This window comes from Klenkia terrae, assembly GCF_900491935.1.
In the GTDB taxonomy this organism is placed as follows: Bacteria; Actinomycetota; Actinomycetes; order Mycobacteriales; family Geodermatophilaceae; genus Klenkia; species Klenkia terrae.
In genome coordinates this window covers 3088454-3101788 of record NZ_UEXK01000004.1, presented here as the reverse complement: position 1 = coordinate 3101788, position 13335 = coordinate 3088454, and the positions used below count along the sequence as shown (strand labels likewise).

Here is a 13335-nt window from a genome sequence, read left to right as displayed (position 1 = left end):
CCTGCCCTGCCCGCTGGGGGCCGGGCTCACGCCTGTCCGAGCACCTCGACGTGCACGGTGACGACGTCGCCCAGCTCGACCAGCTCGGTCCGGCGCAGCGCAGCCTTGAGCGGGACGACGTAGTTGCCCTGCCGGGGCCACAGCGCGGTGGTCGAGCTGGTGGCCCCGATCCGCACGCGCACCGGCACCATGCCCCAGCCGTAGGTGACCTCCCGGGCCAGCTCGTGCACCAGGTCCGCCGGCTCCCCGGCGACCTCGACGAAGTGGTGCGGCGCGGGCCCGCGCCACTCCACGACCGGACCGGTGACGTCGAACTCCGCGACCGTGCGCATGCCCGCCAGCCTGCCGGGGTCTGGCGCCGCCGTCGACCGTCGGGCATGGTGCGGCCATGGACCGACCGTTGCGGGTGGCCGTCGTCGGTGCCGGTCCGGCGGGCATCTACGCCGCCGAGGCGCTGGCGAACCAGGACGACGTCCCGGTGGTGGTCGACCTGCTGGACCGGCTGCCCACGCCGTTCGGGCTGGTCCGGCACGGCATCGCCCCCGACCACCTGAAGATGCGGGCGCTGGCCGACACGCTGCGGCACACCCTGGACCACCCGGGTGTGCGCTTCGTCGGTGACGTCGAGGTGGGCCGGGACCTGTCGGTGGCCGACCTGCGCGCGCACGCCGACGCCGTCGTCTTCACCCACGGCGCGTCCGGGGCCCGCCGGCTGGGCATCGAGGGCGAGGACCTGCCCGGCAGCCTGGCCGCCACCGACGTGGTCGCCTGGTACACCGGCCACCCGGACGCCGACCGGCCGCGGGTGGAGGCGGCGCTGGCCCGGGCCCGGGACGTCGTCCTGGTGGGGGTCGGCAACGTGGCGCTCGACGTCGCCCGGGTGCTGGCCCGCTCCCCCGCCGAGCTGGAGCACACCGACATGCCCCAGCACGTGCTCGACGTGCTGGCCGCCGCGCCGGTCGAGCGGATCACGCTGCTGGGGCGGCGCGGTCCGGCGCAGGCCACGTTCACCACCCAGGAGCTGCGCGAGCTCGGGCACCTGGCCGCGGCGGTCGCCCTGGTGGACCCCGACGGCCTGGACGAGGAGTCGGAGGTGCGCGCGGTGGCCCGCAACCTGGCCGCGCTGCGCGACTGGGCCGACCACGTGCCCGAGGAGGGCAAGGCCAGCGTGCGGCTGCGGTTCTTCGCCCGGCCGGTGCGGATCCTCGGCGACGACGCGGTGACCGGCGTCGTCGTGGAGCGCACCGCGGTCGACCCCGCGGACCGGTTGAGCGGCACCCGGGAGACCGACCTGCTGCCCGCCGACCTGGTGGTCGCCGCGATCGGCTACGTCGGCCACGACCTGCCCGGGCTCGAGGTCGACGGCGGCACGGTGCCCAACGACGGCGGCCGGGTGCTGCGGGACGGCGCGGTCAGCCCCGGCGAGTACGTCGCGGGGTGGATCAAGCGCGGTCCGACCGGCGTCGTCGGCACCAACAAGCACGACGCCCGGGAGACCGTCGCCGCCCTGCTCGCCGACGCCCCGACGCTGCCCCGGGTCGAGGGCCCCGACCTGGTGGAGACCCTGCGCGCCCGCGGCTGCCGACCGGTCCTGCTGGACAACTGGCGGGCCATCGACGACGCGGAGCACGCCTTGGGCGCGACGAAGGGCCGGGCCCGCACGACGATGCACGACCGCGCCGACCTCCGCGCCGCCGCCCACCCCGCCGACCCGCAGCGTTGATCAGCCGGGTGCAGCAGCGGCCGTCCTGGCTCACCGGCGTCGGTGAGCCAGGACGCACGCCGGTGAACCCAGCTGCTCACTGCCGCGACGGCGGGGTCAGCCGGAGTTGCGGAGGGCGGTGGCGACGCCGTTGATGGTGAGCTGGATGCAGCGGCGGACCAGCTCGTCGTCGTCGCCCTCGCGCCGGCGGCGGAGCATCTCGACCTGCAGGTGGTGCAACGGCTCCAGGTAGGGGAACCGGTTGCGGATCGAGCGGGCCAGCGAGGGGTTGTCGGCCAGCAGGTGGTCGTCGCCGGTGATCGCCAGCAGCACCGCGACGGTCCGCTCGTGCTCCGCGGTGATCACGTCGAACACCCGGTGCCGCAGCTCCTCGTCGGGCACCAGCGAGGCGTAGCGGGCGGCCAGCTCCAGGTCGGTCTTGGCCAGCACCATGCCCATGTTGGACAGCACCGTGCGGAAGAACGGCCACCGGCCGTGCAGCTCCTGCAGCTTCGCCAGCCGCTCGGGCGAGCCGTCGATCCAGGACTCCAGCGCCGTCCCGGTGCCGAACCAGCCCGGCAGCATGATCCGGGCCTGCGACCAGCTGAACACCCACGGGATCGCCCGCAGGTCGGCGATCTTGTCCCCGGCCTTGCGCGACGGCGGCCGCGACCCGATGTTCAGCTCGGCCAGCTCGCGGATCGGCGTCGCCGCCCGGAACCACTCCACGAACCCCGGGGTGTCGTGCACCAGCGCCCGGTAGGCGGCCTGCGCGCGGGCGGCGAGGTCGTCGAAGAGCGCATAGACCTCCTCGGCGTCGCCGTCCAGGCCCTCCAGCGAGAGCAGCGAGGACTCCAGGGTGGCCGCGACCAGCGCCTCCAGGTTGCGGCGGGCCAGGTGCGGCTCGGCGTACTTGGCCGCGATGACCTCGCCCTGCTCGGTGATCCGCAGCTGCCCGGCCACCGATCCCGGCGGCTGCGCCCGGATGGCCTCGTAGGAGGGACCGCCACCGCGCCCGACGGTGCCGCCCCGGCCGTGGAACAGCCGCAGCTTCACCCCGGCCTCGCGGGCGACCTCGACCAGCGCGAGCTCGGCCCGGTAGAGCGCCCAGTTCGCAGCCAGGTAGCCGCCGTCCTTGTTGGAGTCGGAGTAGCCGAGCATGACCTCCTGGGTGCCGCCGCGACCGTCGACCATCGAGCGGTAGAGCGGCTCGGCGAGCATCGCGGCCAGGGTCTCCCCGCCGCCCTGCAGGTCACCGATCGTCTCGAACAGCGGGGCGATCATGATCGGGGACGCCGGCAGGCCCTCGTCGTCCAAGGTGACCAGGCCGACCTCCTTGAGCAGGACAGCGACCTCCAGCACGTCGGACACCGACTCGCACATGCTGATCACGTAGTTCGGGATCGCCCGCGCGCCCAGCAGCCGCACCTGGTCGGCCGCGGCCACCAGCAGGTCCAGCTCGCCGCGGGCCAGCTCGGACAGCTCGGCGTCGGCCCGGACCAGCGGGCGGCGCAGCCGCAGCTCGCCCAGCAGCAGCTCGCGCCGGGCGGTCTCGTCCAGGGCGGTGTAGTCCGCGCAGACCCCGGCCCAGGCCAGCAGCTCGGCGAGCACCTCCTCGTGCACCGAGGAGTTCTGCCGCATGTCCAGCCCGGACAGGTGGAAGCCGAACACCTCGACGGCGTCCCGCAGCCGGCGCAGCCGGTCGTCGGCCAGCGCGCCGGCCCCGTGGGTGCGCAGCGAGGCGTCGACGACGTCCAGGTCGGCGATCAGCTGCGCGGGCTCGTCGTAGGGCTCGAGCTCGACGTCGGGCAGCGGACCGGGCACGTGCCCGAGCACGCGCTCCGCGGTGGCCGCGAGCCGCCGGTAGATGCCGCGCAGCGCCCGCCGGTAGGGCTCGTCGGCGCGGAACGGCGACTCGTCCAGCGCGGCGTCGGCGAGGGCCTCCAGCTCGGGCGTCGGGGTGACCAGCCGCTCGGACATCGACAGCTCGTCGGCCAGGCAGACCAGCTCGGCCAGGTGGTGGCCCAGCGCGGTCTCGGCCGCCCGGGTGGTGGCCCGGCGGACGGCGGCGGCGGTCACGAAGGGGTTGCCGTCGCGGTCGCCGCCGATCCAGGACCCGGTGCGCAGCATCGGGGTGGGCAGCAGGTCGGCGTCGGGCCAGCGCTCGTGCAGCGCGGCCCGCAGGTCGGCGTTGATCGCCGGGACGACGGCGAACAGCGACAGGTCGTAGTAGCGCAGCGCCTCGTCGATCTCGTCCTCGAGCCGCAGCCGGGACAGCCGCAGCAGCGCGGTCTGCCAGAGCGTGAGGACCTCGCGCCACAGGTGCGCCGACCACTGCGCCTCGTCGGGGGCGGTCTCGCGGGTGCGGATCAGCTCGGTGACCTGCCGCTGCACCTGGGAGACCGTGCGCCGCCGGACCTCGGTCGGGTGCGCGGTGACCACCGGTACGACCTGCGCCCCGGCCAGCTCGCGCTGCACGTCGGCGACGTCGAGGCCCGCGGCGTCCAGCAGCTGGAAGCTGGCCGCCAGGGTGCCCTTCTGCGGCGGGGAGCCCTCACGGCGGTGGTGCCGGCGGCGGCGCTCGTGGTGGACGTCCTCGGCCAGGTTGGCCAGCAGCGAGAAGTGGCTGAACGCCCGGATGACGTGGTTGGCGCTGCGGACGTCGAGGCCGGCGAGGGTTTCGGCGAGCCCGCCGCGGCCCACCTCGGAGCGGCGGATCCGGAAGGCCTCGACGCGGGCGGCCTCCACGACGTCGAAGACCTCCTCGCCGGCCTGCTCCCGGACCACCTCGCCCAGCACCCGGCCCAGCAGCCGGATGTCCTCCCTCAGCGGGGCCTCGTCCTCCGGCCCGTCGGGGTCGGTGCGGCCCAGGTCGGCGACGTCCACGGTGGCTTCAGACACGGGCGCATTGTGCCGAGCGGGTGTGACGGGCTCGTGTCCCGGGGAGGATCGCAGTGTGCAGACACCCACCGCGACCCCTGTCCGGAGCGTCCCGCCCGCCGTCCACGGCGAGGGACCGACCTGGGACGCCGCCCGCCAGGAGCTGCTCTGGGTGGACATCGACGCCGGTCAGGTGCGCCGCGCGACGGTGTCCGCCGGGGGCGAGGTCGCCGAGGTGGCGGTGCACACCGGCGGGGAGACGGTGGGCTTCGTCGTCCCGGCGTCCGACGGCGGGTGGCTGCTCGGCGCCGACGGCGGCTTCACCCACCTGGGCCCCGCCGGGCGGGCCACCGTGCTCGTCGCGCTGGACGGCGAGGGCCCGGCCGCCGGCACCCGGATGAACGACGGGGCCGTCGACCCGACGGGCCGGTTGTTCGGCGGCACGATGGCCTTCGACGGATCCCCCGGCGCCGGGTCGCTGTACCGGGTGGACCTGGACGGCTCGGTGCACACCGTGCTGACCGGGCTGACGATCAGCAACGGGATCGAGTGGACCGCCGACGGGCGCACCGTCTACCTGGCCGACTCGGGCACGTCGACGGTGCGCGCCTACGACTACGACGTGACCACCGGGGCGTTCGGCGCCGACCGGGTGTTCCTGGACCTCAGCTCCGACGCCGGCCCGGCCGACGGGCTGACCATGGACGACGAGGACCACGTGTGGGTCGCCCTGTGGGGGGCCGGCCGGGTGCGCCGCTACTCCCCCGCCGGCGAGCTGGTGGCCGAGGTCCGCGTGCCGGCCCGCAACACCTCGAGCTGCGCGTTCACCGGCCCGGACCGCGACCTGCTGGTGATCAGCACGTCGACCCAGGACCTGGACGACGCCGCCCGCGCCGCCGAGCCCGACGCCGGCCGCCTGTTCGCCGTCCGCCCGGGCGTGACCGGGCGCCCCGCGGGCACCTACCGCGGCCCGGTCGACGCCCTCCGCCAGGCCTGAGCGCCCGCCCGGCCCCGGTGCGGCAGAGGAACCTCTGCACCCCCTCCTCGGCCCGAAGTGGGGTGCAGAGGTTCCTTCGCCGACACCCGTCAGTTGATGGGCGAGCCGCCCGTGACGCCGATGACCTCGCCGCTGGTGAAGCTGGCGTCCTCGCTGGCCAGGTACACGAACGCCCCGGCCAGCTCGGCGGGCTGCGCGGCCCGGCCCAGCAGGGCCTGCTCGCCGAACCCCTCCACCTGGTCCTCCGGCATCGTCGCCGGGATCAGCGGTGTCCACACCGGTCCGGGCGCGACGCAGTTGACCCGCACGCCGACCTGCGCGAACTCGTCGGCCATCGACTTGGTGAGGTTGACCAACGCAGCCTTGGTCGCGGCGTAGGCGGCCAGGTTGGGCGACGGCGTGAACGCCTGCACCGAGCTGGTCACGATCACCGACGAGCCGGGGGCCAGCTCGGGCTTGGCGGCCTGCAGCAGCCAGAAGAACGCGTAGACGTTGGTCCGGAAGGTGCGGTCGATCTCCTCGGTGGAGAACTCCAGGACGTCGGTGACGACGTTCTGGAACGCGGCGTTGTGCACCAGCAGGTCCAGCCCGCCCAGGCCCTCGACGGTCTGGGCGACCAGGCCCTTGGCGACGGCCTCGTCGGAGATGTCGCCGGGCAGCAGCACCGCCGTCCGGCCGGCCTCGCGGACCAGCCGCGCGGTCTCCTCCGCGTCGGCGTCCTCGGACAGGTAGGAGATCGCCACGTCGGCACCCTCCCGGGCGTAGGCCAGGGCCACGGCGCGGCCGATGCCGGAGTCGGCGCCGGTGATCAGCGCCCGGCGTCCCTCGAGCCGGCCGGAGCCGCGGTAGGACTCCTCGCCGTGGTCAGGCGCGGGCGTGAGCTCCGCCGTCGTGCCCGGGTGCTCCACCTGCAGGCCGGGGATCTCGGAGGTGTGCTTGCTGCGGGGGTCGATCAGGGTCATGTCGTCTCCGGTGTCGGGATGGGTCTCAGGACCCGAAGGCGGCACGCCAGGCGGGCATGAGCTCGCGCTGGGTCCACTCCAGGTAGGGCTGCTGCTGGTCGCCACCGATCTGGACCAGCGCCAGGTGGGTGAAGCCGGCGTCGGCGTAGGCCTTCGCGGCCTCGATGACGGCGTCCACGTCGTCCCCGCACGGGATGGAGCTCTCGACGTCCTCCTCGCGGACGAACTGGCTGGCCGCCTCGAAGCCCGCCGTCCCGGGCAGGTCGGCGTTGACCTTCCAGCCCAGGCCGAACCAGCGGAACAGGTCGTGGGCGCGGGTGACCGCGGCGGCCTTGTCGGTGCCGTAGCTGATCGGCATCTGCCCGACCCGGTTCTTCCCGGCGCCACCGGCGGCGTCGAACATCTCGCCGAGCTCCGGCTTGGGCTCCGTGCCGATCATGACGTCGGCGTACTCACCGGCCAGCTCGCAGCTGCTGGGCCCGGAGACCGCGATGCCGATCGGGACGCCGCCCTCGGGCAGGTCCCAGATCTTGGCGCCGTCGGCCTCGAAGTAGTCACCGTGGAAGGTGGTGTAGCCGTCGCCGGCGAGCAGCTCCTTGATCAGCTGCACCGCCTCGGCGAACATCTCCTGCCGGACCGAGACCGCCGGCCAGCCCTCGCCGGCGACGTGCTCGTTGAGGTTCTCCCCCGAGCCCAGCCCGAGGGTGAAGCGCCCGTCGGCCAGGATCTGCAGCGTCGCCGCCTGCTGGGCGACGACGGCCGGCCGGTAGCGGAAGGTCGGGCAGGTCACGTAGGTCATCAGGTCGATCCGGCTGGTGGCCTGCGCGGCCGCGCCGAGGGTGACCCAGGCGTTGGGCGCGTGGCCCATCGAGTCCAGCCACGGGAAGAAGTGGTCGCTGCTGACCGCGAAGTCGAACCCGACCTCCTCGGCCCCGACCACGTGCGAGACGAGGTCCTTGGGACCCGCCTGCTCGGTCATCATCGTGTAGCCCAGCTGCATGCTCATGCGGCTGCGCTACCCCCGCCCCATGGACCCCCAACCGCCCACCGGGGCTCGCCCATCACCGCCGCCCGTCCTGGCAAGGGAGCCCTTGCGCAACGCCTGGCCCGATTGCATTCGGGAGGGGCTCCCTTGCCCTGGCCACGGGACAGGTCAGGCAACCGCGCAGCGGCCGAGGCGCGCGCGGTAGACGGCCAGCACCTGGGCCCGGACCCCTGCCGGGTCCCGCACGACTTCGGCGTAGGTGAACCGCAGCACCAGCCACCCGGCAGAGGCGAGCAACCGATCCCGCTCGAGGTCGGCCCGGCGGTCCTCGGGAGACGTGTGGTGCGCCTTGCCGTCCAGCTCCACGACGAGTCCGGCCTCGGACCAGCACCGATCCAGGTAGAAGCGCCGACCGGCGACCTCCACCCGTCGCTGTCCCTGGCTCGTCGGGAGATCGGGGTGCTGGAACACGCCCAGCACCCCGAGTGCCTCGAGCTCACTGCGAACGCCGTCCGCGATGAGCGCGATCGTGCGGTGGAGCTCGACGTGCCCGGCCACGTTGGACCGCGTCGCCAGGGCGGCTGCCAGCTCCGCAGCTGTCGTGGTGCCCCGCCCGACGACGTCGATCGCGGCCGGCCGTCGGTCGCGCGCCGGGAGCAATGGCCACGAGTCGACGACCGTGCGGGCGGGTTCGGTCACCAGCAACCCTCGCACCGAACGGCAGTGGGGCGCCTCGGCTCGGAAGCCCACCCGGCGGTGGACCCGCAAGGCCGGACTCCCGGCGAGCCGGCGTCCGTGATCCACGGTGATGTGGACGACGCCGCCCATCGCCTCCCCGGCGTACCAGGACAACGCACTCAGGTGGCTCACCGCGGCCCCGCGGACCGCGTACCGGAGCGCCGCGCGCGCCCGGACCAGATCGGTCACCGTCGCCGAGGCCGGCACATAGGTGTGCGGATGGACGCGCGTGACCCATCGCAGACGGGTCCCGGCGTCCAGCGTCGCGGCGTCGACGGCCTGCAGCAGCTGCTGCCGGGTGGCGATGCCGCCGTGGGCGGCGACGGCGGTGAGGAGGTCCTTCTTCCCGGGCACGCCCGCACCCTGCCGGGGGTGTCACCGTCCCCGCCGCCGTCCCTGTGGACGACGCACCGCCGTCCACAGATGCCCGGAACCACTGGCAGCCGGCGCCCGGATGTGCCTCGAACCCTCGCTGCGCCGAGGCAAGGGAGCCCTTGCGCAACGGAGCAGCCAGAAACGTTGCGGAAGGGATCCCTTGCCTCGGCGCGAGGGGCGGCAAGGCGCGCGCAGGCGCTCAGGCGCGCTCGGCGCGCAGGGCCTCGCGGAGCTTGACCTTGCTGCCGGTGCGCAGCAGCGCCCCGGCGTACACCCGGCCGCCGATCCGGACGACGAGCGCGATCGCGACCAGCATGAGCGCCACCGAGACGGCGATCTCCCAGCCGGCGGCCTCCCCGGCGGCGATCCGGACCGGCATCACCAGCGGCGACATGCCCGGCACGAACGAGGTCACCGTGGCCACCGTCGAGCCGGGGTCCTGGGCGGCCTGGATCGACACGATGAAGCCGACGACGAGCAACAGGGTGGTGGGCGTGAGGACGCTGCCCAGGTCCTCCTGCCGGCTGACCAGGGAGGCGGCCGCGGCGAAGATCGAGGCGTAGAGGGCGTAGCCGAGGACGAACCAGGCGATGACGGTCAGCACGGTGCCGATGAGCTGGCCGGGCAGGTCGACGACGTCCAGCGCCAGCGCGCCGGTCACCCCGATCACCGCGATCAGCACGATCTGGATCAGTCCCAGCACGCCGAGGCCGAGGATCTTGCCGGCCAGCAGCTGCCACGGCTTCATCGTCGCCAGCAGCAGCTCGACCACCCGGGAGGACTTCTCCTCCACCACGCCCTGGGCGACGAACTGCCCGAAGAGGATGTAGAGGGCGTAGAGGACGACGACGCCGAGCAGCGCGACGACGACCTGCTGGCCGTTGCCCTCGGTGGCGGGGTCCAGCACGTCGTAGGAGATGGCCGGCGGCGGGGTCAGCTGCACGCCCTGCTCGCCGAGCTGGCGGGCGACCGACAGCGCGCCGACCGCCGTCCCGGCGATCCCGGAGGCGGCGTCGTCCCGGCTGGACTCCACGACGACCTGCGGGTCGTCACCGGCCCCGCCGACCAGGACGGCGTCGACGTCGCCGTCGGCGACCGCCTGCCGCGCGGCGGCGACGTCGGCGAACTCGGTGACGGTGACGTCGGTGCCGACCTGCTCGCCGGAGCGGACCAGGGCCTGCTCGACCTGGGCGCCGCCGTCGACGGTGCCGATGGTGGTCGAGGAGCCCGACCCGCCGGCGAGCAGCTGGAAGACCATCACCCCGAGGACCAGCAGCACGATGACGGCCGAGCTGATCAGGAATCCCTTGTCCCGGGCGCGGGTGGTGATCTCCCGGCCCGCGACCAGCCGGATCCGGGCTGCCGTGCTGGGGCTCGCGATGCCGGTCACGCCGCCACCGCCGGCGCCGCGACGGCCTCGCGGAACAGCTCGACCAGCGTGGGTTCCCGCCAGCCGAAGTGGGTGACCCGGCCGGTCCGCAGGGCGGCGGCCAGCACGGCCTGGTCGTCGGTGCCCGGGCCCAGCTCGAGCAGGGTGTCCCCGCGCTGCTCGCTGACCACCCGGACCCCGGGGAGGGCACCGGCCCAGCCGTGCAGCGCGTCGGGGGCGACGACCCGCAGCTGCCGGCCGCCCTCGGCGGCGCGCAGCTCGGGGACCGTGCCGCTGGCCACGATGGTGCCGCGGGCGAGGATGCCGACGGCGTCGCAGAGCCGCTCGACCAGGTCGAGCTGGTGGCTGGAGAACACCACGGGCACCCCGTTGCGGCACTGCTCGAGCAGCGCCTCGGCCAGGGAGTCGACGCCGACCGGGTCCAGGCCGGAGAACGGCTCGTCCAGGATCAGCACCTCGGGCCGGCCGACCAGGGCCGCGGCGAGCTGCACCCGCTGCTGGTTGCCCAGCGACAGCTTCTCCACCCGCTCGTCGCGGCGGTCACCGAGACCCAACCGCTCGGTCCAGTGCTCGGCGGCCGCGGCGGCGTCGGCGGCGGTCAGCCCGTGCAGCCGGGCGAAGTAGGCGAGCTGCTGGGCGACCTTCATCTTCGGGTACAGCCCGCGCTCCTCGGGCATGTAGCCGATCCGCTGCCGGCTGGCCTCGTCCAGCGGCTGCCCGCGCCAGCGCACCTGCCCGGCGTCGGCCCGGGCCAGGCCCATCGCGATCCGCATCGTGGTGGTCTTGCCGGCGCCGTTGGCCCCGCAGACCCCGTCCATCTGGCCGGGCGCGACGGTGACCCCGCCCCCCTGCAGCCCCTGGTTCCCGCCGTAGGCCTTGTGCAGCCCGTCGAACTCCAGCACGTCAGCTCCTCGCTCGGGGGTGGCCTGGCCCCGACCGTAGGCGATGACCGGTACGCCCCCGTCTCACCCCCCGACGGGGGCCGTCCCCGGGACCGGGCGCGGGTCGTGGGCGGCGCAGCACGGGGTCGGGTGCTCGGTCTCGAACGGCGCGACCGTGCCGTCCTCGACGAACGGGCGCACGAGGAGCACGATCCGCCCCCCGCTCAGCTCGGGCCGGACGAAGCCCCTGGTCTGCAGTGCTGCGCCCACGGTGGCGGTGCCGGCCAGACCGACCACCTGCTCGACGGCGGACAGCCGGGGGACGTCGTCGGCGGGCACGGTGCCCACCAGCCGGTCCTGGCCCGGGAACTGCACCAGCCGACCGGCGGAGCGGTCCCGCAACTGGGTAGCGGCCTCCCGGGCGCCGCCGTCGGCCCCGCCCGGCAGCAGGACGACCGACGCCGGGAGCTGCGCCGCCAGCCGGTCGACGAGCCCGGCGTCCGGGCGGTCACCCACCAGCTCCAGGGCGCCCGCCCAGTGCCGCTCGTCCGTGCCCACCACGTGCGTGCCGGCCAGCCGGACCGCCAGGCCCGCCGCGACCACGAGGTGGCCGGCGCGGGCCAGCAGGTGCTCCAGGTCGGCGCGCTCCCGCTGGCCCGCGTCCAGGCCGAGGTGGTGCAGGGTCACCGGGGCAGCACGAAGATCGGGTTCGTGTAGAACCACAGGTCGGTCCACGGGTCGGCGTTGCCCAGCGCGTCGACCGCCGGACCCGCGGGGTCGACCGCCGCACCGAGCAGCCCGGGCGCCGTCCGGTTGCCGTCGCTGCCGCGCAGCCGCACGTAGAACGGACGCCTGCGCCGGCCGAAGCGGTGCCGGATGGTGAACGTGCCGCTGGCGTTCGCCGGCACCTCGTAGCTGGCCGTCACCGTGGTGTCCGGGGCGAGGAAGGAGTCCTGGTCCCCCGCCGCGCCGGTGATGCTGCCGACGACCACGTCGACCTTGCGCAGCCGGGGCACGTCGCCGTGCTGGTTGGGCCGCCGGGCCAACTGGACGTCGACCTGCAGCTCGACGTCGTTGCCGCCGTTGACCATGGTCGTCCCGCCGAGGGTGGCCGGGGCGGCCCCGCCTCCGGTCACCTGGGCGGACAGCCCGCCGATCAGCCCGCCGTGCACCACGTACATCCGGCCCGCCCGGATGCCGGCCATGACGGCGCCGTAGGAGAAGTCGGTCGCCCCGACGACGGTGCGGCTGTAGTAGCCGGGCCAGAAGTCGCCGTAGGAGGGGATCGGGGCACCGGTGTCGACCGGGGCGCCACGGCTGCCCGTGGTGGCGTGGACGCCGGGGCCGGGGGCGAAGGTGTCCTGGTAGACCTGGTGCGAGTCGGAGTTGGCGGTGATCCACCACGGCTTCCCCTCGGCCAGCAGGGAGTCCCAGAGCCCGCCCACCGTCGCCGTCATCCAGTCGAACCCGCCGTAGGTCAGGTAGGACTCCCGCGGGTACGCGGCGAAGCTGTCGGCCGACGGTGAGCTGTCGTAGTAGCCCCGGCCGTTGGTCGCGTGGCCGGGGCCGGGGATGGCGGCGGCCTGGTGACCCGGTGCGCCCTCCATGCCCACCGCGATCGTGGGGGCGGTGTCCCGCCAGCCGCGGATCTCGTGCGGGCTGTCCAGGCCCTTGCGTGCGGGGTGGTTGGCCAGCATCAGCGCGTCGGCGACCCGACCCTGCTGCACGGCGGTGCCCAGGAACGCCAGCCCGTCGCGGGCCAGGGCCTCGTTGGCGGCGTTCGGGGCCGTGGCGCCCTTGACCGATCCGTCGTAGCTGCCCTCGAACTCCTTGAGCAGGGCCACGTCGCCGTCCCCGGGCGCGACGAAGACGGTGCCGTGCTCGGCGGCGGGGATGTTCCACTCCACGCCCTGGAACACCAGCGTCCGGGCGTTCTGCGCCCGCGCCGCGACGACGTCGGCGTGGGTGACCTCCACGTCGAACTTCTGGTGGGCAGCCCCGCCGTGGTCGGTGATGACCATCCAGTCCAGCCCGTACCGCGCCCCCTGCCCGACCTGCTGGGAGACCAGGTACTGGGCATCGGGGCTGTACTGCGTGTGGATGTGGTGGTCGCCGGCCAGCCACATCAGCGACGCCGGGGCGCCGGGGCCCGCGCCGCCCGGCCGACGCGCCTGGGCCGTGCCCGTGCCGAGGCCACCGAGGGCACCCATGCCCGCGGCCGCCGCGGCGCCGACGCCGAGCAGACCAGCCCGGCGGAGGAACGACCGGCGTCCCAGCTCGCCGGGCGACAGCTCCGCGTCGGGGATCTGCAGGTCGACCGCGGCACCGGTGTCGGTCACCGGGTGCTCGTGGTCGTGGTCGTGCGGGTGGCTGTGGCTGTGCCCGTCGTGCTGGTGCTCGTGCGTCATGGTGGTCCCCGTCCTGG

General features: G+C 74.6%; 11 protein-coding genes. 2 read left to right on the top strand and 9 right to left on the bottom strand.

Features of this window, described 5'->3' with window-relative positions; translation table 11 throughout:
- Positions 1-26 precede the first annotated feature (26 nt).
- Positions 27-332 carry a DUF1905 domain-containing protein gene (locus LFA75_RS15560; protein ID WP_225234528.1) on the bottom strand — a complete coding sequence of 102 codons (306 nt, stop codon included), beginning with the start codon at positions 330-332 and terminating at the stop codon, positions 27-29.
- A gap of 56 nt (positions 333-388) precedes the next feature.
- Between LFA75_RS15560 and LFA75_RS15555 the strand changes: the two genes are divergently transcribed.
- On the top strand, positions 389-1723 hold the full coding sequence (locus LFA75_RS15555) for an FAD-dependent oxidoreductase (protein ID WP_225234527.1): 1335 nt from the start codon (positions 389-391) through the stop codon (positions 1721-1723).
- Positions 1724-1819: 96 nt separating this feature from the next.
- Here LFA75_RS15555 and ppc read toward each other — a convergent pair whose 3' ends face one another.
- Positions 1820-4603, bottom strand: a complete 2784-nt coding sequence (gene ppc, locus LFA75_RS15550) for a phosphoenolpyruvate carboxylase (protein WP_225234526.1) — start codon at positions 4601-4603, stop codon at positions 1820-1822.
- 55 nt (positions 4604-4658) lie between these two features.
- On the opposite strand from ppc, the gene LFA75_RS15545 reads away from it, so the two are divergent.
- Positions 4659-5579, top strand: coding sequence for an SMP-30/gluconolactonase/LRE family protein (locus tag LFA75_RS15545; protein WP_225234525.1), 921 nt, complete (start codon positions 4659-4661; stop codon positions 5577-5579).
- A gap of 89 nt (positions 5580-5668) precedes the next feature.
- Here the strand turns inward: LFA75_RS15545 and LFA75_RS15540 are convergent, their stop codons facing one another.
- The 7 genes from LFA75_RS15540 to LFA75_RS15510 all read right to left on the bottom strand — a co-directional run bounded on the left by LFA75_RS15540 (position 5669) and on the right by LFA75_RS15510 (position 13318).
- Positions 5669-6541: an SDR family oxidoreductase gene (locus tag LFA75_RS15540; RefSeq protein WP_225234524.1), complete on the bottom strand. Its 873-nt coding sequence runs from the start codon at positions 6539-6541 to the stop codon at positions 5669-5671.
- Between the two features lie 25 nt (positions 6542-6566).
- Positions 6567-7547 (bottom strand): TIGR03557 family F420-dependent LLM class oxidoreductase, encoded by a 981-nt coding sequence (locus tag LFA75_RS15535; RefSeq protein WP_225234523.1) that lies wholly within the window; start codon positions 7545-7547, stop codon positions 6567-6569.
- 147 nt (positions 7548-7694) lie between these two features.
- Positions 7695-8618: a DUF559 domain-containing protein gene (locus LFA75_RS15530; RefSeq protein WP_225234522.1), complete on the bottom strand. Its 924-nt coding sequence runs from the start codon at positions 8616-8618 to the stop codon at positions 7695-7697.
- Between the two features lie 220 nt (positions 8619-8838).
- Positions 8839-10029, bottom strand: a complete 1191-nt coding sequence (locus LFA75_RS15525) for an ABC transporter permease (RefSeq protein ID WP_225234521.1) — start codon at positions 10027-10029, stop codon at positions 8839-8841.
- Complete coding sequence (locus tag LFA75_RS15520; RefSeq protein WP_225234520.1) at positions 10026-10931, bottom strand: ABC transporter ATP-binding protein; 906 nt, start codon at positions 10929-10931, stop codon at positions 10026-10028. Before LFA75_RS15520 ends, LFA75_RS15525 begins: the two co-directional genes overlap by 4 nt.
- A gap of 63 nt (positions 10932-10994) precedes the next feature.
- Positions 10995-11597, bottom strand: coding sequence for a hypothetical protein (locus LFA75_RS15515; RefSeq protein WP_225234519.1), 603 nt, complete (start codon positions 11595-11597; stop codon positions 10995-10997).
- Positions 11594-13318, bottom strand: a complete 1725-nt coding sequence (locus LFA75_RS15510) for a PHP domain-containing protein (protein WP_225234518.1) — start codon at positions 13316-13318, stop codon at positions 11594-11596. Before LFA75_RS15510 ends, LFA75_RS15515 begins: the two co-directional genes overlap by 4 nt.
- Between the last annotated feature and the right edge of the window lie 17 nt (positions 13319-13335).